This window comes from Pseudomonas sp. BSw22131 (assembly GCF_026810445.1).
GTDB classification, from domain to species: Bacteria; Pseudomonadota; Gammaproteobacteria; order Pseudomonadales; family Pseudomonadaceae; genus Aquipseudomonas; species Aquipseudomonas huanghezhanensis.
Map to the genome: position 1 here is coordinate 316,897 of NZ_CP113949.1, position 21,599 is coordinate 338,495.

Annotated in this window: 16 protein-coding genes and 3 pseudogenes; 12 read left to right on the plus strand and 7 right to left on the minus strand. The window is 57.7% G+C overall.

From position 1 onward, the window contains the following. Positions 1-25: 25 nt before the first annotated feature. From tssK to OYW20_RS01380, 5 genes are all read left to right on the plus strand, one after another. A complete protein-coding gene (tssK, locus tag OYW20_RS01360; RefSeq protein WP_268798952.1) occupies positions 26-1,360 on the plus strand; it encodes a type VI secretion system baseplate subunit TssK in 1,335 nt (444 codons plus the stop codon). Between the two features lie 6 nt (positions 1,361-1,366). Further along, complete coding sequence (locus OYW20_RS01365; RefSeq protein ID WP_408005450.1) at positions 1,367-2,686, plus strand: DotU family type VI secretion system protein; 1,320 nt, start codon at positions 1,367-1,369, stop codon at positions 2,684-2,686. Continuing rightward, positions 2,683-6,186 (plus strand): type VI secretion system membrane subunit TssM, encoded by a 3,504-nt coding sequence (tssM, locus tag OYW20_RS01370; RefSeq protein WP_268798953.1) that lies wholly within the window; start codon positions 2,683-2,685, stop codon positions 6,184-6,186. The genes OYW20_RS01365 and tssM overlap by 4 nt, the downstream gene beginning before the upstream one ends. Positions 6,187-6,315: 129 nt before the next feature. Then, on the plus strand, positions 6,316-6,777 hold the full coding sequence (locus OYW20_RS01375) for a YaiI/YqxD family protein (protein ID WP_268798954.1): 462 nt from the start codon (positions 6,316-6,318) through the stop codon (positions 6,775-6,777). A gap of 232 nt (positions 6,778-7,009) precedes the next feature. After that, a complete protein-coding gene (locus OYW20_RS01380) occupies positions 7,010-7,486 on the plus strand; it encodes a YMGG-like glycine zipper-containing protein (protein WP_268798955.1) in 477 nt (158 codons plus the stop codon). A gap of 60 nt (positions 7,487-7,546) precedes the next feature. On the opposite strand, the gene OYW20_RS01385 is transcribed toward OYW20_RS01380, so the two are convergent. Beyond that, complete coding sequence (locus OYW20_RS01385; RefSeq protein ID WP_268798956.1) at positions 7,547-7,972, minus strand: acyl-CoA thioesterase; 426 nt, start codon at positions 7,970-7,972, stop codon at positions 7,547-7,549. Positions 7,973-8,217: 245 nt separating this feature from the next. On the opposite strand from OYW20_RS01385, the pseudogene OYW20_RS01390 reads away from it, so the two are divergent. Then, a pseudogene (locus OYW20_RS01390) lies at positions 8,218-9,275 on the plus strand (S8 family peptidase). A gap of 62 nt (positions 9,276-9,337) precedes the next feature. Here the strand turns inward: OYW20_RS01390 and OYW20_RS01395 are convergent. Continuing rightward, positions 9,338-11,269 (minus strand): RecQ family ATP-dependent DNA helicase, encoded by a 1,932-nt coding sequence (locus tag OYW20_RS01395; protein WP_268798957.1) that lies wholly within the window; start codon positions 11,267-11,269, stop codon positions 9,338-9,340. A 358-nt stretch (positions 11,270-11,627) separates the two neighbouring features. Between OYW20_RS01395 and OYW20_RS01400 the strand changes: the two are divergent. Next, a pseudogene (locus OYW20_RS01400) lies at positions 11,628-11,852 on the plus strand (hypothetical protein); the annotation flags it as partial. 115 nt (positions 11,853-11,967) lie between these two features. After that, on the plus strand, positions 11,968-12,708 hold the full coding sequence (locus OYW20_RS01405) for a hypothetical protein (protein ID WP_268798958.1): 741 nt from the start codon (positions 11,968-11,970) through the stop codon (positions 12,706-12,708). A 233-nt stretch (positions 12,709-12,941) separates the two neighbouring features. Here the strand turns inward: OYW20_RS01405 and OYW20_RS01410 are convergent, their stop codons facing one another. Continuing rightward, on the minus strand, positions 12,942-14,486 hold the full coding sequence (locus OYW20_RS01410) for a phosphoenolpyruvate carboxykinase (RefSeq protein WP_268798959.1): 1,545 nt from the start codon (positions 14,484-14,486) through the stop codon (positions 12,942-12,944). A gap of 193 nt (positions 14,487-14,679) precedes the next feature. After that, positions 14,680-15,582, minus strand: coding sequence for an Hsp33 family molecular chaperone HslO (gene hslO, locus OYW20_RS01415; protein ID WP_268798960.1), 903 nt, complete (start codon positions 15,580-15,582; stop codon positions 14,680-14,682). A 98-nt stretch (positions 15,583-15,680) separates the two neighbouring features. On the opposite strand from hslO, the pseudogene OYW20_RS01420 reads away from it, so the two are divergent. Next, positions 15,681-16,312: pseudogene (locus OYW20_RS01420) on the plus strand (phosphatase PAP2 family protein). A gap of 4 nt (positions 16,313-16,316) precedes the next feature. Here OYW20_RS01420 and OYW20_RS01425 read toward each other — a convergent pair. Beyond that, positions 16,317-16,718 (minus strand): RNA-binding S4 domain-containing protein, encoded by a 402-nt coding sequence (locus OYW20_RS01425; protein WP_268798961.1) that lies wholly within the window; start codon positions 16,716-16,718, stop codon positions 16,317-16,319. 121 nt (positions 16,719-16,839) lie between these two features. Here OYW20_RS01425 and rimA point away from each other — a divergent pair, with 121 nt between their 5' ends. Genes rimA through rimK form a run of 3 tightly spaced genes read left to right on the plus strand, consistent with a single transcriptional unit; the run spans position 16,840 to position 19,020 of the window. After that, complete coding sequence (gene rimA, locus OYW20_RS01430; protein ID WP_268798962.1) at positions 16,840-17,619, plus strand: S6 modification regulatory phosphodiesterase RimA; 780 nt, start codon at positions 16,840-16,842, stop codon at positions 17,617-17,619. Between the two features lie 16 nt (positions 17,620-17,635). Then, entirely contained in the window at positions 17,636-18,118 is a 483-nt protein-coding gene (rimB, locus tag OYW20_RS01435; protein WP_456239191.1) for a retropepsin-like aspartic endopeptidase RimB, read from the plus strand. After that, the gene (gene rimK, locus OYW20_RS01440; RefSeq protein ID WP_268798963.1) at positions 18,115-19,020 is read left to right on the plus strand and encodes a 30S ribosomal protein S6--L-glutamate ligase; all 906 of its coding nucleotides are present in this window, start codon (positions 18,115-18,117) and stop codon (positions 19,018-19,020) included. The genes rimB and rimK overlap by 4 nt, the downstream gene beginning before the upstream one ends. 115 nt (positions 19,021-19,135) lie before the next feature. Here rimK and OYW20_RS01445 read toward each other — a convergent pair whose 3' ends face one another. Together OYW20_RS01445 and ompR are read right to left on the minus strand one after the other, a co-directional pair. Further along, complete coding sequence (locus OYW20_RS01445) at positions 19,136-20,449, minus strand: ATP-binding protein (RefSeq protein ID WP_268798964.1); 1,314 nt, start codon at positions 20,447-20,449, stop codon at positions 19,136-19,138. A 173-nt stretch (positions 20,450-20,622) separates the two neighbouring features. Then, positions 20,623-21,375, minus strand: a complete 753-nt coding sequence (ompR, locus tag OYW20_RS01450) for an osmolarity response regulator transcription factor OmpR (RefSeq protein WP_268798965.1) — start codon at positions 21,373-21,375, stop codon at positions 20,623-20,625. Between the last annotated feature and the right edge of the window lie 224 nt (positions 21,376-21,599).

Below are 21,599 nucleotides of genomic sequence, written 5' to 3' on the forward strand. Positions count from 1 at the left end.
TGCAAATAGAAAAGCGGAAAATTCAATGTCCTGGAACAATCGTGTGGTCTGGTCGGAAGGCATGTTCATCGCAACGCAGCACTTTCAGCAGCATGACCGGTATCTCGAAAACTTGATCGACGCACGCAGTCGCCCACTCTCCTCAGGGGCCTGGGGCTTCTCTGAGTTACGCCTGGACCACGGTTTACTGGCCCAAGGCAAACTGGCAATCGTGTCTGCTCGCGGATTATTGCCTGACGGCACGCCGTTCAATATTCCTCACGACGACCTGGCGCCAAGCCCATTGAGCATTGGTGAAGGGCTGCGTGACGGCATGGTTTATCTGGCGCTTGCACTCAAACGTGTGGGCCTGCGTGACACGGTTGATCAGAGTGAGCCGCTCGAGGGCGCCAGGTTCATCAGCCAGGTGCGCGAAGTGCGTGACGACAATGCGCCCTTCGAAAGCCGGACAACGATGGCGACTGCCGGTCGAGCGCTGCGTTTGCTGGCCGCCGACGAGGGGTTGGGTGACTACACCGCACTGGGTCTGGTGCGAATCAAAGAAACGCGTGTTGACCGGGCGGTGGTACTGGATGACGACTATGTTGCGCCGGTGCTGGACGTTGCGGCTGCGCTGCCACTGGCGACCTTTCGCGCGGAATTGCTCGGGCTGCTGCACCAGCGCGGCGAAGCGCTGGCGGGTCGAGTGGTGGCGTCCGCTGCGGGAGGTGCCGCCGAGATATCCGATTTCATGTTGCTGCAACTGGTCAATCGCGCCGAGCCACTGCTCGATCACCTGAGTCAGGTGAGCCCGCTGCATCCCGAGCGCTTCTATAGCGAGTTAGTCAGTCTGGCCGGTGAGTTTGCGACGTTTGCCGACTCGCAACGTCGGCCTTCCACGTTTACCCCTTACCGGCACGATGATCTTGCGTCGAGCTTTGCTCCGCTGATGCATGCGTTGCGCGAGGCGCTCTCGATGCTGATCGACAACAAGGCGACAGCGCTTGCCATCGTTGAAAAAGCCTATGGCATTCATGTCGCGATGCTGACCGACAACACACTGATCGATATCGCCAGTTTCGTCCTCGTGGTCGGCGCCGATATGCCGGGCGAGACATTGCGCGCGCGCTTCGCCCAGCAGATCAAGATTGGTTCGGTCGAGCACATCCGGGATCTGGTGAATCTGCAACTTCCAGGGATTGGTCTGGTGCCGCTCCCGGTTGCACCCAGGCAGATTCCGTTTCATGCGGGCGCGACCTATTACGAGCTCGACCGAGGCAGCGAACACTGGAAGCAGCTGCAGCATTCGGGCGGTTTTGCGTTTCACGTGGCGGGTGATTTTCCCGGCTTGACCTTGGCTTTCTGGGCCATTCGAGGGTAAGCCACCATGTACATAAAAGACGATCCGTTGGCCTTGGTGCCAGGCGCTCCTTGCGGCACTCAGTTCATGGGGCGCTCAATTGGCGGTGTGCCCGAGCCGCTGGGGCCTGTTGAATCAATGGAGCCTCTGTCGCTCCCGGTTGCGCCGTTGCTCGAAAGTCGGGCATGGGGGCTCAATCCCATCGAGGCGGCAGCAGGGCCATTACTGACGTTGCTCGCCCGTTTGCGCAGTACGTCTACGCATGCGGCACCGGCCAGTTTGCGCGCCCAATTGCTGGCGTATTTACGCCAGTTCGAAGAGCGGGCTCAGGCGAACGGCGTGGTGCGCAACGATGTGCTGCTGGCGCGCTACATCCTGTGCTCTGCCCTTGATGAAGCGGTGTTGAGTACCCCTTGGGGCAGCGCTGGCGACTGGTCGAAGCAGAGCTTGCTGATCACGGTGCATAACGAAGCCTGGGGCGGCGAAAAGATTTTTCAGTTGCTCGATCACTGCCTGCAGAGCCCGCATGAGCGCCTGCACTTGATGGAGCTGCTTTACCTGTGTTTGTGCCTGGGCTTCGAAGGTCGTTATCGGGTTATGAACGATGGCCGCAGTCAGCTCGAGGCATTGCGTGAGCGCACCAGCGCAGCCATTCGCACCGCTCGGGGTGAGCACGAGCGTGAGCTGTCGCCGCGTTGGCGTGGCGTCACAATCGTGTGGCAAGGGCTGTCTCGAGGGACTGCTCCGTGGGCAGGTTTTGCCGCCGCACTGGCGTTTCTGCTGATGCTCCTGTTGGGTCTACGCATGATGCTGGCGCCCGATGCACAGGCGGTTTTCGACAGGATCCATGCGCTCGGTGAATCGACGTTTCAGCCGTTCGAGCGTGCCGAAAAGCCGAAAATGATTGAATCGCCAAGGTTGGCAGGCCTTCTAGCTGACGACATCAAAGCCAATCGCGTCAGCGTTCAAGACACGCCGGGGCGATCTGTCGTGACGCTTCGTGGTGACCAGATGTTTGTGTCTGGCAGCGCCACTGTGATCGATGAACTCCAGCCGCTGATGCAGCGAATCGCCCAGGCGCTTCGCCGGGTGAAAGGCCAGGTGCGCGTTACCGGTCACAGCGATAACCATCCCATTTCCAGTCCGAGGTTTCCGTCCAATTGGGCATTGTCCCAAGCTCGTGCATCTCAGGTGCAACAGATCCTCATGGTGCAAACCGGTCAGCCGGATCGCTTCACTTCAGAGGGCCGAAGCGACACCGAACCTGTTGCATCGAACGACAATTCGGCAGGACGGGCGAAGAATCGACGGGTTGAAATCACAGTCATGGCGGAGGAGGTCGAGTGAGGGCGTTTGGGGGAGTTTTCGTTCGGTGGGTGTTGCCGGTCACTGGGTTAATCGCGCTGAGCCTGATCATCTGGTTCATCGGCCCGCTGTTTCAGATGCTGGTGCCGGATGTGCGACGGTGGGCATTGATTTGCCTGCTGTTGGGCATGTGGATGGTCTACGTGTTGTGGCGTCTGGTTCGAGGCCGTCGGCGCGCTGCGCAAGAAGCGTCCAGTCGGCTGGCTGAGGTGGCAGAGAATCCAGTCAATGCGGCTATCGCCAGTGAGTTGGCGAGATTGCGCCAACACATGGCGCATGCACAGCAGACGTTGAAAAAGATGCAGCTGGGCGGTGACAGGCAATGCAGATCGTACCCATTGCCTTGGTATGTCCTCATTGGACCGCCGAGCGCCGGCAAGACCGCCGCGCTGATCAATTCCGGGCTGGACTTCCCTCTGGCTGTGCAATGGGAGGAGGGAGCAGATCGAGGCCATGGTGGTACACGCAGCTGTGACTGGTGGTTTACCGATCAGGCGGTGTTGCTGGATACGGTAGGGCGTTACACGACTCAGGACAACCATGCGCACGTCGACAAAGCGGCCTGGCTGGGCTTGTTGGACCTACTTAAACGCAAGCGCTCGCGACGCCCCCTCGACGGCATGTTCATTGCCATCAGTGTGTCCGACATGCTCTTGGGCCGCGACGCAGAACGTGTCGCTCAGGCGGCGGCAATTCGCGCACGCATTCAAGAGCTGTACAGCCAGCTCGGCGTGCGCGTACCAATCTACGTGACGCTTACAAAACTGGATCTGTTGCCAGGGTTTGTCGCTTTTTTCGAAGGGCTAAGTAAAGAGGAGCGCGCGCAAGTCTGGGGCATGACGTTTGCTCTGGCAGACTCCCGGCAGAGCGAGGGCCCGCTGGCCGACTTCGGCGACGAATTCACGTGCCTTGAGCATCGTCTGAATGCCCGTCTGGTCGAGCGTTTGCAGCAAGAGCGTGATCCCGCACGAAGAGAGTTGATCTACGGGTTCCCTCAACATTTCGCTGCGCTCAAACCCACGCTGGAAAGCTTTCTGACTGCAGTGTTCAAACCCAATGCCTTTGAAGACAGAGCCTTGCTACGCGGCGTGTACTTTACCAGCGCTGCGCAAGATGGCAGTCCCGTGGACGGTCTGATCGGCGCCATGGTAAGCAGCATGAATCTGGACCGTCAGCATTCGGCCCCGCAGACCATAACCGGGCGCAGTTACTTCATCGAACAGCTGTTCACCGGCGTTGCGTTCAAAGAGCGCGCGCTGGTCGGCTGCAGCCCAGAGATCGAGCGCCGGCGCATCTGGCTGGCTCGTGGGGCATTGGCCGCGACGGTTGCTGTCGTGATGCTCGTGACTTCGCTTTGGTGGGTGAGCTTTCGGGCCAATCAGGCGTACATCGAGCAAGTTGATGAGAGGATCGCGCCGCTGGCTTTGCGTGTTGCACAACTGACTTCTGCTCAACGTGACGTTCTGTCAGCGCTCCCTCTGCTGGATGACGCCCGTCAGTTGGCCAGTCATCCGCCCGGATGGGCCCAAGGCCTGGGCGTGTATCAAGGCGAGATGCTGGAGAGCGAGGGCCTGGCTGTTTACCGCAAGCTGCTGATAGCCACCTTTGCGCCGCGCCTGATTGCGCGCATTGAAGAACAGCTGCACGCAGGGGGCACTCCGGACTTTTTATATGAGGGGCTGAAAGCGTATGTGATGTTCACCGACAACGAGCATTACGACCCTGACTTCATCAACGCGTGGGTGCAACTGGACTGGGAGCAGAGTTTGCCTCCGGATTTGCCAGCGGATCAGCGGCAGTCGCTGTTGCGGCATCTGCACGCATTGCTCGAGCAGCACCCTCTCAGCGCCCGACTGGATGCGCCACTGATTCAGGACCTGCGCCGGCAACTGGGTCAGATGCCTGTCGCGCAGCGAGTCTATGACAGGATCAAACGTCAGCCGCTGCCTGAAGGCGTGCCTGACTTCAGAGTGACCGACGCCGCAGGCCGCGACGCCGCCTTGGTGTTTACCCGCAAAAGCGGCAAGCCTCTGGGCGAATCCCTGAGCGGGTTCTTCACGGTCAAGGGGTATCGCAACAGCTTTCTCGCAACCAGCCTGAGTCATGCATCGGTTCTGGCCGAGGAACACTGGGTATTGGGGCGCGACCCTGGCGACAAGCAGAGCGCTGCGAGTGTGGCGGCCGAGGTGCAGCGTCTTTATTTCGAGGACTACCTGCGGCACTGGAACGCACTGCTGGCGGATATCGATTTTGTGCCGATCACCAGCGTTGCTCAGGCGGCAGATCTGCTACGCGTGCTCTCCGGCTCCGGATCGCCATTGAAAAAACTGCTGATCGCCACTGCCAGAGAAACCGACCTGCAACAAACCGACATACTGCCTGGGGAGCACGGCAATCAAGCTTCTGGGGACGTCGACCCACTCAAACAGCGCCTCGTTTCGATGCTGGGTCAGCAAGTACCTGCCAGCGCCCAACGTGTCGTCGCGGACGTCGATCCTGTCAGCCGGTACTTTCTGGACCTGAAGGAAATGCTGAGCAGCACGGGTGAAGATCCGGCTGCCATTGACGACCTCTTGGCAGACATTAACGCGCTTTACGTACAGGTCAGCGCCATGGTGGGTGCCAGCGGCGATGCCCTGCTCGGCGAAGCGAAGCATCTGGCGACCGCTGCTGCGAGTCGCGTCAGTCTGAACGCCGAGCGTCAGCCGGCGCTGGTTCGGGACTTGGTGGGCGAGGTTGTGAAATCCACGACCAACAGCCTGGCGGGCGATGTGCGCGAGCAACTGAATGCGGCGTGGACCAGCGAGGTGGTGAAGGTTTACCGCCAATCACTGAAGGGCCGATACCCTGTGTCTTCGGCCAGCACGCGGGAGGCAACGCTGGATGATTTCGGCCTGTTCTTCGGTGTGGGCGGGGTAATGGACAGCTATTTCCGGAAGTATCTGGAGCCCTACGTAAATACCTCTTCCGCAACATGGCATTGGCAGCCGGGCGCGGATCAAAAGCTTGGAATCGACGAAGCGGTGCTTCAGACCTTCCAGCGCGCCGCCGCGATTCGCGATGCGTACTTTCGTGCCGGCGGTATGCAGCCATTGGTACGCGTGGAGCTCAAACCCTTGGCGATGGATGCGTCCATCAATCAGGTGTCTCTGGACATTGATGGCCAACGCATCAGTTACGACCACGGCCCTGTTCGTCCTGTCGCCATGCAATGGCCAAACCCCGGCAATATTGGCGCGGTTCGTGTTTCTATTTCACCCCCCCTTGCGAGTGGGCGCTCAGCGCTGACGTTGGAGGGGCCATGGGCGTTATGGCGTCTGATTGATCAATCCGAAGTGGTGCCCGGCAGTTCACCCGACCGTTTCAATTTGCACATGAGGGTCGATGACGCACGGGTTTCCTTTGAGTTGCGCGCCGCCAGTGCCTTCAATCCGTTCAAGCGAAAAATAGTGCGCGGTTTCAGCCTGCCAGAGCGGTTATGAGCCTGGCAGCCCCATCTCGGTTACCGCGTTTAATGCCATAAACCCGGTATCCTCCGTCGCTCATGCGGATTGCTCTCGACACGGTGGTCGTTGCCGAGGCGATCCGGACAGTTACAGCGGAGGACTCTCATGCGCGTCTGGATTGATGCCGATGCCTGCCCAAAGGCTGCGAAGGATCAGGTCATCAAGTTTGCCCTCAAGCGGCAATTCGAGGTGGTGTTGGTGGCAGGCCAGAGTCAGATCAAGCCGACTTACGCCATTGTCAGATTGATCGTGGTGCCCAGCGGCCCGGATGCAGCCGATGACTATCTGGTAGAGCACGCGGTGCCGGGTGAACTGGTCATCTGCAGCGATGTGCCGTTGGCTGACCGGCTGGTGAAGAAGGGCGTGGCGGCGCTGGACCCGCGCGGGAAGGAGTTCGATGCGCAAAACATGGGTGATCGACTGGCGGTGCGCAATCTGTTCACTGACCTGCGTGAGCAGGGGCAAGTGGGCGGCGGGCAGGGCACTTACGGCGACCGTGAAAAGCAGGCATTCGCCAACTCGCTGGACCGGATACTGACGCGCCTGGTGCGTGAGTTTCCGGGCTGATCGAGCAAGTCTCTCACTCATTTCAGGTCGTTACATACGCCCAAAAAAAGGCCCGAATCGCGTGATTCGGGCCTGTGTTAAGTAGCCTAGGACTGTGAGGCATGGTTTAAGTTCCTTTTCCAAAACAATAACTTAGCGTTTTGTATACACGTCGTGCTACTCGTCGGAATTCGATTGTGACATTTCCTACATGATTGCAGGATCGCGGCGTCATCCCTACGAGAGTCCATACATGAAGTATTCCTCGATTCTGTTGTTGTCACTCACCCTGGCCACTGGTTTCGCTTCAGCTGGCGACAATGTGACTGCTGGTGTGGGCGGAGCATTGGGTGGGGTACTCGGTTCTGTTGTCGGCCAGCAAATTGGCGGCAGCACAGGTTCGGCCATTGGCGCCGGCCTGGGTGGTGCGGCAGGCGGCGCGGTAGGCGCGAATCGTCGCAATCGTACCGAAGCAGCGCTGGGCGGCGGTCTTGGCGCAGCGGGCGGTAACGTTATCGGCCGCAGCGTGGGCGGCAACACAGGCAGCCTGATTGGCGCAGCAGCCGGTGGTGGCGCAGGGGGTGCCTTGGGCAACTACATGGGCAATGAAAGCCGTCGTGATGACGACCGCAGCTACCGTGGCGACCGCCGCGACTATCGTCAAGGCCATGGCCCGCGCGGTCACGCTTATGGTCATCGCAAAAACGAACGCCACTGGCGCCATCGCTAATCGTCGACGCTTGTCGTGACTGCTTCAAACACTGGCCGCCTTACGCGGCCAGCGTCGTTTTCAGGCCATCAGTAACGCCATGGCCTCACGTAACGCACCGGGAATCGGCACTGGCTGATTTGACGCCCGGTCCACGAACACATGCACGAACCGTCCTGCCGCGCAGGCGTCGTCCTCTCCCGCCTTGAACACTGCCAATTCGTATTGCACCGAGCTGTTGCCCAGCTTGCCGACGCGTAAGCCGACCTCGATCACCTCCGGGTACGCAATGGATGCGAAGTAATCACACGATGAACTGACCACAAACCCCACCACTGCGCCGTTATGAATATCCAGGCCGCCGCGCTCGATCAGGTAAGTATTCACGGCGCTGTCGAAGAAGCTGTAATAGGTCACGTTGTTCACATGGCCGTAGATGTCGTTGTCGTGCCAGCGTGTGGTGATGGTTTGGAAGTGCGGAAAATCGGCACGTTGTGGAGTTGTCATCGTTAAGAGCTCTGCAAATGTAGTGAATGATCGGTGGCGCTCTGCATGGCACGTTTCGAGTCTCATTGCATCAATATATATGCAAGCCTCAAAAGCAGGTGAAACCACCACACTGCCGATCCACCCTCACTGCGCAGGAAGCGCGGTGGACTCATATCATGCAGCTACCCGTATACGAATTCCCCCCATACAGTTGCAAGCTGAAAACGCCCGAGACAGCGAATTACCTGAGCCTGGCAGCGCTAATGTTTCCGCTGTTGCTGACGGGCTACATCACCCCCGCAAAGCAAGTTCCGACCCCCTCAGAGGCCGTGAAGATAGCCGAGTTTGAAACGGACGAATACAAGGCTCAAAAGGATCTTTCCATCATCAAAGCCTCAACGCTTTACGCTCTCGGGGGGACCGGCCAGGGTGTGACCGTGGCGGTTATCGACTCGGGCTTGAATGCCACGCTTTGAGAGTTCAGCGGCCGAGTAGCAGATCCCTGATACGACTTCATGCGCAAAGTCCCCTGCACAATTGACAAGAAAGGCCATGGAACCGCTATGGCAGGCATCATCGCCGCCAACAAGAACGGTGAGGTTATCCATGGCGTTGCCTACAACGCACAGATTATTCCGATGCGCTTCGGGGATAACGATGAGCCGTTTTTCTTCGGCGACGAGATAGCCCAATCATGGAAGTTGAGCTTCGACGCAGGCGCGAAATCATCAACAACTCGTGGGCAAATTCGATTCCTGCCACTGAAGTGACTGAGGCGCGTTACAAACAGGTCATGCCGGCGTCACTTGCAATGGCTCGGGATCTGGTCCGGGAAGGGGCCGTTTTTGTCTTCCCGACGGGTAACGAACTCAAACGCCAACCCTTGGCCGAGCCTGGTCTGCCTTACGCTCTCCCCGAGCTGGAAACTGGATGGCTGGCAGTGGTTGCGCTCAACAATGACGGCACATTAGTCAACGACAAGTCCAATTATTGTGCAGTCGCCGAGAACGGGTGCATGGCAGCCCCTGGGGCCGATGGCGGCAAGGGTCGTGGTCTGGCGACCACGGGTAAAGAACGTGAATTGACCGATACCGCAGGCACGTCGCCTGCTACTGCGATTGTCAGCGGTGCACTGGCCGCGATGCAGAGTCTTTACCCTCAGGCAAGCACTCAGCAGTTGCGCGCAATATTGCTGACAACCGCAAACCGCACCGGGGTTTTCGCCAACAGTGAGGCGTACGGTCAAGGTGTGCTGGATCTTGACGCTGCTGCTGCCGAAGCGAACAGGCAGTTCGCCAAAGCAGAGGGCGGCGACTCTTGAGTGTCTGATTCCTGAGCTGTGGCGGCGAATACGAGGGTGCCGCCACAGCCCGATCGGATATCTCATTTGCCCAGGCTTTGCGCCCACTCGCGTACCGCTGCGTAAGGGTAATCCTCAAACATCCCGAAGCCCGACATGCTACGAGCCTTGAGCTTGGTGAACAAAGGCACGCTGATCCCGCAGAGAAAGCGGGTCAAGCATTCTGCACTCGGCTCAAAGCCTTTGGCGCTTTGGTGTCTGGTGATGAACTCGGCGCACAGCCCGTCGAAATCCTGGCTGGCGAGTGGGGCGCGTTCGGGTGGCTCAGGCAACTCCACGGCGTGCCCCTCACACACAGAGCAATGCCCACAATGTTCGGGCGCCTGCTCATCACCGAAATACCGGGCGATCCGATAACTCAAACATTGGTGACTGCCGAACACATCGAGCATCGCGTGGATACGTGCCACCTCAGTGGTCTCGTGCTGGACGAAATGCTCATGCAGTTCAGTGCTGAGTGCGTTCAGATCAAACGTTGTGTCGAGCAAGCTGTAGACCTCGGTCATCTGCTTGCTTTCCAGTTCGATCCAGCCCTTCTCCTGAAAGTAGTCGAGCGCCGTGACTACCCGCCCGCGATTGGCCTGGTATTGCTGGAACATTGCGTCGAAGTTAACCGTTGCCCAGGTTCGTGCCTTGCTGGACGTCTCCATGAGCGCCTTCACAAACTGCTGACGTTCGCCTTCAAAGCGCTGAACGATCTGCTCTGCTGTCAGCAAAAACTTGAAGCGATACTCTGCAAAGAAGGAATAGCGCGGTGCAATGATTCCGCGCAGCTCCAGTTGTACCAACAAGGTTTTCAGTGGCAATTGGCGAATATTGCTCATCTCCGACAAAGGCGTCAGCAGAAACTCCCACTGGCCGTCGTTACGCGCATTGAGCACGTCTTCGAGAACCCGCTCAATCCCTTCGCGCTCGGGCGTATCGCCGTACACGAAGTTTTCGAGCACGTTCAGGCTGTCTCGGTTGGCCAGCACCAGACATTCAGATTGATCGCCATCACGACCGGCGCGGCCGATTTCCTGGCTGTAATTTTCAATGGATTTGGGAAGATCGAAATGCACGACATTGCGGATGTCGCTTTTGTCGATGCCCATGCCGAAGGCAATCGTCGCCACGATGCAGTTGAGCTTTCCGCTCATGAACTGCCGTTGAATGGATTCGCGTTTATCGTGGACCAGGCCGGCGTGGTAGGCGCACGCCTCGATGCCATTGTCGGCAAGATGCGCCGCGATGAATTCAGCGGTTTTTTGCAGCGTCACATAAACGATGGTCGGCTGGTTGGCCCGCTCAATGAGCCAACTCACCAGTCGTCGACGTTTGTCGCGCCCCGGCACCGGCTCGACCAATAATTTGAGATTGGGCCGATAAAATCCGGTGGTCACTACATCGTCGGGCGCGATGCCGAATTTGCTCTGCATATCCGCGATTACGGCCGGCGTGGCCGTAGCAGTTAGCAGCAGTGCCTGTTGGATATTGAACTCGCGCTGGTAGTCCGGCAGCTTCAAATAGTCCGGCCGGAAGTTATGCCCCCACTCCGAAATACAATGCGCTTCATCCACCACCAGCAACGAGATGGGGATTTGCGCAATGAAATGCCGGAAACGCTCGTTCTTCAGCCGCTCGACAGAGATCATCAGGATTTTCAGTTCCCCGGAGCGCGCCTGCGCCATCACCTCGGAGACATCATCCCGGCTTTGCGCTGAATCAATACTCGCGGCGGCGATGCCGTGCCTCTTAAGAAACGCCAATTGATCCTGTATCAACGCCAGCAAGGGGGAGATCACCAGCGTGAGGTGCGGCAGCAACAGCGCCGGTAACTGATAGCAAAGAGATTTGCCGGAGCCTGTAGGAAAGATGGCCGCCGCCGACCGGCCTGCCAATACCGCGCTGATCGCACGTTCTTGTCCGGCGCGAAACTGCCGATAACCGAAAACCTGCTCAAGAGTTTGATACATGAGCTGCCACTCCATTGACCGCGGAAAAGGGTCGAGACCTTAACGCGGTGGCTTCAGGCAAGACAGGCCAAAAGCGTTACATAAAAGAAACGCAGGATACAGGCGCTGCGGATTTGAAGTTCCAAAAGACCAGAGACCCCGCGCACAGGGTGCCGTCGGAATTAAACAGGGACGTGAGTCATGACAGAAGATGAGCGTAATCGCCTTCGTGAGCGCTTTGCCGCCGACAACGAAGATTGGACCGGAAAACGCCGTAGTAATAAAACCACCAGCACGGATGTGTTCAAAAATGTGGTTGTCCTGCTTTTACTGACTGCCGTTGGCGCGTGGTATTTCACGCGCTCAGGCAGCGTCCCGCCAGTGGGATGGCCGGGCACTGCACGAGGCGCAATGGACGGTCATCGACAACGAGATCGATGGTACAAGCGTCTGCGCCAACCAGCGTAGAGGGTCGATTGAATATCGGGAATGCCGAAAGGGGGCGAAAGTCTGGTTCAAAGAGCAGTGTCGTGCCTCCCATCACACCGCTGCTGCACATCAACGTTACTGCAGCGCAGCTAGCGGGTTCAGTCCGATGGGATAGCGGTTTTTCGGTTGAGTTTGTGCCGCCGACAAATTTATTCGACAGACTTGGGATTTCCGCGGTCATAAGTGGCAATCAATCGAAAGCGCCCACAGTCGCTCATCCTGGAATGCACATGACCCATTCTGCCGCGAGACCGCTATCCCGCTTCATGATGCTGATCCTTACCGCGTTCGTTGCCACTTTGTATGGCTGCGGAAACGGTGATACCCAAGCTCCTGCCGGTGCGAAAAGCAGCAGCGCAGCGCCATCGGTACTTAAAAAGATGACGATCGATGTCACCGGCGATTTGAATCTGCATTACGAGGCTACGGGAGAGGACGTTGCGGTGGGGTTTCTGCCCGGCAAGGAGCCCGGGGCAAATTGGCTAACCCTGAGCGGCAATCAAGACAAAGATGGTGATAGCAACAGCGTGAGCATCGGACCTATTTTGGGCTTCTCATTCGACAATCCATCGCAGAAGCACATCGAGTTGCTATTTCAGGGAGGACGGGTCGAAGTTACACACGGCGAAAGTAATGCCTCCTACGACACTGGCGCCTACTACCTGTACTTCGATAAAGACAAGACCGGCGCGAACAGCAACGTAAAACTCGACTTCAGTCGCGTCGAGAAACTGCATTCCAGCAATAAGTTGCTGATGCGATATCGCATGGTCGGGACTTTTCAATTCAACGCAGCGTTTGGACCTGAGCAGCCTAACGAAGCCTGTTCAAAAGAAGCCGCCACCTACGCCGCAGAGCACGGCGAGCGTCATCCCGGTTTTGACGCGAAGCTGTGTGAGGCGAAAAGTGTTGTCGCAAAGGGGACGTTTGATCTTACGCAGGACTTTCCGGTGAGAGGTGAGGCGGGTTGAGTCGCTAGCCCACAAGCCGTCGAACACTCAAGAGGACTTGCGCAGACCAGGTGTGTGTTTATCTGCGGGTAAGCGGGCCAGGCTGCCAAGGGTTAGTCGTAAAAACTATTGCGAGACGTCCTGTAACGTTTGTAGAGTTACCGAAGCTATACAGGGTAAAACTAAAGCTCTCACTTTTATCTGCGCAATAAAAAAACCGCCCCGAAGGGCGGTTCTTAACAACTAACCAACTATTACAACTGAGGGCCTGCCGCCTTGATTGCATCGCTTACTTCGAACTTCTTGAAGTTCTCGGTGAACAATGTCGCCAATGCTTTTGCCGCAGCGTCGTAAGCATCTTTGTCTGCCCAAGTATTGCGTGGGTTGAGCAGTGCAGTGTCTACGCCTGGTACCAACTTCGGCACATCCAGGTTTACGGTGTCGAGGTGCTCGGTTTCTGCACCGATCAGTGCGCCGCTCTGGATGGCCGCGATCACACCACGCGTGGTCGGGATGTTGAAGCGCTTACCGACGCCGTATCCGCCGCCAGTCCAGCCAGTGTTGACCAGGTAAACCTTGGAGTTGAAACCGCGGATGCGCTTGATCAACAGTTCGGCATATTCGCCAGCCGGACGCGGGAAGAACGGCGCGCCGAAGCAAGTGGAGAAGGTGGACTTAATGCCCGGGCCCGAACCCATTTCGGTGGAGCCAACCAGCGCGGTATAGCCCGACAGGAAGTGGTAAGCCGCTTGTTCTTCACTGAGGATGGACACCGGTGGCAGTACGCCAGTCAGGTCGCAAGTCAGGAAGATCACAGCGTTGGGCTCGCCGCCGAGGTTTTTCGGAGCGCGCTTCTCAATCAGTTCACGCGGGTAAGCCGCGCGGCTGTTTTGGGTCAGGCTGTCGTCGGCGTAATCAGCTTTCTTGGAGGCTGCGTCAAGTACGACGTTTTCCAGAACAGCGCCATGCTTAATGGCTTTCCAGATAACTGGCTCGTTCTTCTCGGAGAGGTCGATGCACTTGGCATAGCAGCCACCTTCGATATTGAACACAACGCCTTCGCCCCAGCCGTGTTCGTCGTCACCAATCAGGTAACGGCTCTCGTCTGCGGACAGGGTGGTTTTACCCGTGCCCGACAGGCCGAAGAACAACGTGACGTCGCCTTCCTCGCCCATGTTGGCTGCGCAGTGCATCGGCAGTACGTCGTGGGCAGGGAGCAGGAAGTTCTGCACCGAGAACATGGCTTTTTTCATTTCGCCGGCGTAACGCATGCCAGCGATCAGCACTTTCTTGGCGGCGAAGTTGATGATTACAGTGCCGTCGGAGTTGGTGCCATCGCGCTCAGGCTCGCAGACGAACCAAGGAGCGTTCATCACTTGCCACTCTTGCTTGGCGCCTTCGTTGTACTGTTCAGGATTGATGAACAGGCAACGGCCAAACATGTTGTGCCAGGCGGTTTCGGTGCTCATCTTGACCGGCAGGTAATAAGCCGGGTCAGAGCCTACATGCACGTGGGAGACAAAATGATCACGCTCGCCCAGATAGGCCGTGACGCGATCCCACAAGGCATCGAACTTGTCGGCTGGAAACTTGCGGTTGATCGGGCCCCAGGCGATAGCGTCCTGGGTGCTTGGCTCTTCAACGATGAAACGGTCGACCGGCGAGCGGCCAGTGCGATGACCTGTTTTCACGACGAGTGCGCCAGTATCGGCCAGCTCGCCTTCACCGCGATTCAGGGCTTCTTTTACCAGATCATCAATGCTGAGATCGGTATACACGGTGCTATTGGCTTGCGTCATGAGTGTCCCCGTCGGCTCAAAGGCCGAGTCCTCCAAACGTTTTGTAGTAAAAAAACAACCACTACTACAGCGAAAAGTGGGCCGGATTATGCCAGAAAACCCTAGAAAAGGTAGGGCCCTCCGGTCAGTAACTACAGATAGGATTTGCCCGGCCTACTGGCGCCAAAGTGCTGACTCAGAGCCCGGCGCTACATCAATGACGCGTGTCCGATGGCGAGTCCACACCACCGCCTGCGAACAGCTGCACTACATCGGTTGCATCGAACAAATAACGCTGATTACAGAACTGGCAGTCGATCTCGATAACGCCGTTGTGCTCGATCACCAGTTGCTCGGCATCTTCCTGACCGAGACTAACCAATGCGTTGGCCGAGCGTTCACGCGAGCAACTGCAGCGGAAGGTCAGGGGCTGGATATCGAACATCCGCAGCGGGTCTTCGTGAAACAGTCGGTGCAGGACGGTTTCGTTGTCCAGGCTTAACAGTTCTTCGGCGGTCAGCGTGCTGGCGAGTGTAGTGACGTGCTGCCAGCTGGCGTCGCGCTCCTCCGCATCTGTCAGGCGTGCGGCAGGCAACTGCTGGAGCAACAAGCCGCGTGCGCGTTTGCCGTCGGCGTTCAGCCAGAAGCGTGTCGGCAGTTGTTCGGACATGACGAAGTAGGTGGACAGGCATTCGGAGAGGTCAGCCCCTTCGAGGCCGACGATGCCTTGGTAACGTTGGCCCTGACGTGGATCCATGGTCATCGTCAGGTCACCGTTAGGCATCAACTCCTGGAGCGTGGCGCCTATGTTGATCAGGCTTTCATCGTATCGGGCAATGCCACGGATTTCGCGCTCGCTGGAGCACTCGACCATGAGCAGCGACACCGGGCCGTGGGAGCGCGCCTGAAGCACCAGCAGCCCGTCGAACTTCAGCGTACCCACAAGTAACGCGGCAGCTGCGAGCATTTCGCCAAGCAGTTGCGCAACCGGCTCGGGGTAGGTGTGTTTGGCCAACACTTCGGCGTAGCTGCGCTCAAGGACGACCGTTTCGCCGCGCACATCGCTCTCGTCAAAAATGAAGCGCTGGGTGTAATCGTTATCTGGAAAATCATGCATAAGAGAAATTATCTGAGGTGATGACAAAAAGATGACAGGCGCTCATAAAGCGCGTTTTGGCACCGATTGGTGCTCTGCCATGCCGATGGGGGCATTTTATGGACTATCCCGCCTTGTTCCAACCCAAGTGGAACGTCAGCCGTTTTGTACTCTGTAACCTGATAGCACTCGCGTTACTTCTCGCCTGGATATGGCCTACAGGTCATGCCTTATTTACTCAGTTCGACGAATGGCGTTTCCATTTGTTCCATCGGGCGCTGGAGCACAACACAGTGTGGCTGTACATCTGGACCGTCGCCAGCATGCGGCCCTTCGACGCGGTCATTGGTGTAATCCTGCTGATGCTGCTGATCAAACGTGATTGGGTATTCAAAGCCGCGCGGACCCGCGCCGCGTTAGTTGGCTTTGTGCTAACGTTGACCGTGCTGCTGATCATCCGCACGGTCTTCTCCAAAGTCATCGATCATTCCTCGCTGCAGCAGGTCAGCGCATTGTTATCTGGGTGTTGGCGTTGCTGTTCATGATTCCGCGCCTCGTGGCTGGCGCGCACTGGGGGCAGGATGACTACATTGGCGGAGTCATCATCATCGCCCTGCTGGCTTTGGGCTGGAGCTACTACACGGCGTTCCTGGCCTGCGCGACTGGTTTGTTATTGAGGGCAACCGCGCCTATTTTCAAGTTAGTGGCGCGGATCCCGCTGTTTAAATGCCTGAGCGTTCTGGGGGCTTAAAGTCTTAATCGTCTGCCGAATGAAAGTGAAACAACTGCCTGCGCTGTTTTTTGGTCGGCTTGCCATCGGTGGTCACACCCAGGCTGCCGGCCTTGCGCTGCGCCGCTGCGTTCTCGCGTTTGGCGATACTTTCAGGCGTCTCGCTATACAGAAGCTGCGCTTCAGGTGCACCTCTGCGCACGATTGAAAGCGCCTGTACCACTACCGTGCGCTCATCAAATCCGGCGCGAATCTGAAACTCGTCGCCGACGCGTGGCTCCTTGCCGGGCTTGCAACGCTCGCCCCGACAATGCACCTTGCCACTTTCGATAGCCGTTTTTGCCAAGGCACGCGTTTTGAAAAAGCGCGCCGCCCATAACCATTTGTCCAGACGAACCTTGTCGTCGTCATCTGACTTTTGTGGCATCTGAATTCCTCGATCAAGTAATAGTCAGAAACTGTACTACGTGAAACAGACGAACCATTCACACAAACCTTTGATTAGAATGCACGCCTAAATCGACGGCTGCTCATGTAGGGAGTACGACGTGACAGACTTTCCAACATCGTTAACGTCGCCTGGCCGCTGCCAGGGATGTAAAAGTAACCCCGAACTGGATTTAGATTTTGCCTTCGCATATCAGCCTATCGTAGACCTGCGTACCCGCTCAATTTTCGCCCATGAAGCGTTGGTGCGCGGCGTCAATGGTGAAGGTGCGTTGTCCGTTCTCAACCAGGTCAATGACCAGAACCGCTACCGATTTGACCAACTGTGCAGAACACGCGCCATTTCCACAGCTGCGCGATTGGGCATGACCGAACTTCTCTCCATCAACTTTCTCCCCAATGCCGTTTACCGTCCCGAGTTGTGCATTCGCACTACGCTTGAGGCTGCCCTTGAAAATAATTTCCCGATCGACCGACTGATTTTTGAAACCGTAGAAAGTGAGCACATCGACAACAATCGCCATCTGACCAATATCCTGCGCGAATACCGTGAATTTGGCTTCAAAACAGCCATCGACGATTTCGGCGCGGGCTATTCGGGTCTGACGCTACTGGCTGATTTTCAGCCAGATTTGCTCAAGCTGGACATGGCGCTGATACGCGACATTCATCGTGACCGTGTCCGTCAGGCCATCGTTCGCGCGGTTGTCACAATGTGTAAAGAGTTGGGCGTTACTGTCATCGCCGAAGGCATCGAACATCCCGAAGAACGAGACTTCCTCGCTGACTGCGGTATTAATCTGATGCAGGGTTACTGGTTCGCCAAACCTGCATTCAAAGCGTTGGCTCAGGTTGGTCCTGAGGTCTGGCAGAAAGCGTGAAACCTACGGAACCGTATTGAAAACATTCGATCATCTAACAGTTATAGGCCTTCGCGAATGGGTGGCGCTTCCAGACTTGGGGGTGGCTGGCCTGCGGGCGAAAATCGACACCGGTGCAAGCACTTCAAGTCTGCATGCTACGGAGATCGAACCCTTCGAACGCGATGGAGAAAAATGGGTGCGCTTCAATGCTCACCTCGGCACGATCGTTCAGTTGCGCCATCGCCGATGCGAAGCGCAACTGGTGGCCATGAAAACCATAAAAAGCTCCAACGGCCATGCGCAGGTGCGCTATGTGATTCGTACCACGCTGGCACTCGGCGATCGGGTGTGGCCGGTGGAGTTCACGCTGGCCTGCCGCAAAGCCATGCGTTACCGGCTGCTACTGGGTTCCAACGCCTTGATCGACGGCCAACTGGTGGTCAATCCGGGCATTACATACGTTCAGGACAAGCCGGTGTTCCCGGTCTCTAATTCCTCTGCCACAGGTGCTGCATGAAGATCGCTGTGCTTTCGCGAAACCCGCGTCTGTATTCAACCCGCCGTCTGGTCGAAGCTGGCATTGCGCGCGGCCACGAGGTGGTGGTGATCGATACCCTGCGTGCCTATATGAATATTGCCAGTCATAAGCCGCAGATCCACTATCGAGGCAAGCCACTGGAAGGTTTTGACGCGGTCATTCCGCGTATTGGTGCCTCTGTCACGTTCTACGGCTGCGCGGTGCTGCGTCAGTTCGAAATGATGGGTGTATTTCCGCTCAACGAGTCTGTGGCGATCGCGCGTTCGCGAGACAAACTACGCTCGCTGCAACTGCTGTCGCGTCGTGGTATAGGTCTGCCAGTGACGGGGTTCGCCCACTCGCCGGACGATATTCCCGACCTGATCCAGATGGTCAACGGTGCTCCGCTGGTGATCAAGGTGCTGGAGGGAACCCAAGGGATTGGTGTGGTGCTGTGTGAAACCGCGACCGCCGCTGAATCGGTGATCGAGGCGTTCATGGGGCTCAAGCAGGACATCATGGTGCAGGAGTACATCAAGGAGGCGGGTGGCGCAGATATCCGGTGCTTCGTCGTAGGCGACAAGGTGATTGCATCGATGATGCGTCAGGCCAAGCCAGGAGAGTTTAGGTCCAACCTGCACCGCGGCGGCACTGCCAGCCTGATCAAGATCACTCCGGAGGAGCGCATGACGGCAATCCGCGCAGCGAAGGTCATGGGCCTGAGCGTCGCGGGCGTTGATATCCTGCGTTCCAACCACGGGCCACTGGTGATGGAGGTGAATTCTTCGCCAGGCCTTGAGGGTATCGAAACGACAACCGGCAAAGATGTCGCCGGGATGATCATTCAGTACATCGAGAAGAACGGCGGCCCGCACATGACGCGGACCAAAGGGAAGGGCTGACTATACGCTTGTAACCCTGTTGGAGGCTTGCCCGCGAAGCTGTCACTCGGGCCCGAGAGAGCATCCGCGGCCTTATGACCTCTTCGCGTGCAAGAGCGCTCCTACAAGTTCAGCGTCAATCGGCGTCCCGGGGTAGCATCAACCCCAGTGGCAATCTCACCCTCGCTTCAAGCCCTCCACCTGAACGGTTGCGCAATTCCACATTACCGCCATGCATCGCCGCTATGCGTTTGACGATCGCCAGGCCCAATCCCGTGCCTTTGCCGCTACGCGCACGATCACCACGAATGAATGGATTGAAGATGCCTTCAAGCTCCGATTCGTCGATCCCGGTGCCACGGTCCAGCACGCTTAACACCACGTACGGCGCGCCGCTGTCTCCGGAAATATACGCCGCGACCTCGACACCGTTACCCGCGTGGTGCATGGCGTTGCCAATCAGGTTGGCCAGCAGCCGCTTTAGCGAAACGCGTCGCAGCGCGAATGCAGGAATCGGCTCCAGACACAGACGAATCTGTTCCACTGGCGTGTTGTAAGGTGCGACGACCTCACGCACCAGATCGCCGAGGTCAACTTCTTCGATCTCTTCGTCACGCCCGTCACGGATAAAGGCCAGGAATTGATCAAGGATTGCGTCCATATCCTCGATGTCACGCACCATGCCGCCCATAAGATCGTTGTCGCCGGGCATCAACTCGAGCGACAGGCGCAAGCGGGTCAATGGTGTGCGCAGGTCGTGTGAAACCCCAGCGAGCATTAACTCGCGCTCCTGTCCGGCCTGTTCTACGTCCTCGGCCATCTGGTTGAACGCACGATAAACCTCGGTCATTTCACTGGGTGTATCACTGACCGGCAAGCGGACGCTGCGACCTTGTCCCAATTGACGCGCCGCAAACACCAGTCGCTTCAGTGGCTGGTTGAGCTGGCTGACGAAAATCCAGGCTGAGGCGGTAGACAGCAAGCCAATTGCCAGGAACCAGCCCAGCACGCTCCAGATCTTTTGTCCTCGAAGCGGATGCGGGTAAAGCGGCACTTTCAGCCAGCCATCACCAAGGCTCGGCGCACGGACCCACAACGCGGGCGGGGCATGGACGCGCAGGCGCACTTCGGTGTCGGCACCCAGTTCGGCCTGCATCTGGCGCTGATAGATCTCGGAGTAGGGCCAATGCTGCTCGCCCTCGGGTACGCCGCCGCCAACGACCCGGATCAGGCCCGCCGCTGCAGCGATGCTCTCGCGATCGCTTTCGTCTGCGGCCCAGTAGGCACGAAGTGTCAGCGCCACACCGTGGCTGTATTGCCTGTCGACCAACACATCCTCGTTCATCAGCAGATAAACCAGTGTGAGCGCTTTGGAGAACAACACAACGATGAGCACCAGCCAGAGGGTGCGTGAGAAAAAGCTTTGCGGAAACCACAGCGGTGTTTTCATAACAGCAGCTACACACTTTGAAGGAGCGAGTCAGACTCGCGGTATTTGCGGGAGGGCGGATCGAGAGCTACGCCAAAACCAGCTACACCGAAGACCCTTTTAGAGGGGAAATCAGCGTAACTGGAGATGTGATCGGGCGTTGAAGCGTGCCCCCACGAGTGACCGGTCAGTGCTTACTTGTCAGCGTTGGAGTCACCGGCGCCATCCGGTACGAACACGTAACCCACGCCCCAAACGGTCTGGATGTAGCGGGGCTTGGCGGCGTCCGGCTCAATCAGGCGGCGCAGACGTGAAATCTGAACGTCGATAGAGCGCTCCAGCGCATCCCATTCGCGACCACGGGCAAGATTCATGAGCTTGTCACGGGTCAATGGCTCGCGCGCGTGCATAACCAGTGCCTTCAACACGGCGAACTCACCGGTGGTCAGCATGTGTACAACGTCACCACGCTTGAGTTCGCGGGTTGCCAGCGACAACTCGTATTCGCCAAAGGTAACGGATTCGTCTTCAGTGCCGGGCGCTCCTGGTACTGGGACCGCCTGACGACGCAGCACCGCCTTAACGCGTGCCATCAGTTCGTCAGGGTTGAAGGGTTTGGCCAAGTAGTCGTCAGCGCCCAGTTCGAGGCCCTTGATCCGGCTCAGCTCATCGCCTTTGGCGGTCAGCATGATGATCGGTACCTGGTTGTTGGCGGCACGCAGTCTGCGGCAGGCAGACAAGCCGTCTTCGCCAGGGAGCATCAGGTCAAGGACCACTAGGTGAAAGACCTCGCGGGCCAGCAAGCGATCCATTTGCTCCGCGTTGGCCACCGCACGGGCACGATAGCCCTTGCTGGTGAAAAAGCGCTCTAACAGGCTGCTCAAGCCTGGGTCATCATCAACGATGAGAATTTTCTCGCCTTCAGCCGTTTGTGCGGTGCTGCTCATAGGATGCTCCTTTGATCTCGGCGCGCATTATGGCGTAGCTGCTGTGATGCGCACCGTGTGCATTGTTAGCAGATTTTTCGTGAGCCGCCACTGACGCTCTCGCCTGCAGCTCTCTTCAGGTTCATCCGGTAATAGTCGGCCCGGCTCGCGGCGGGTGATCGGCCGGTCCCCTAATCAGGGTTGGCTGGGTATAATGCTGCGCCCTCAAGGTAGGCAACGCTTTT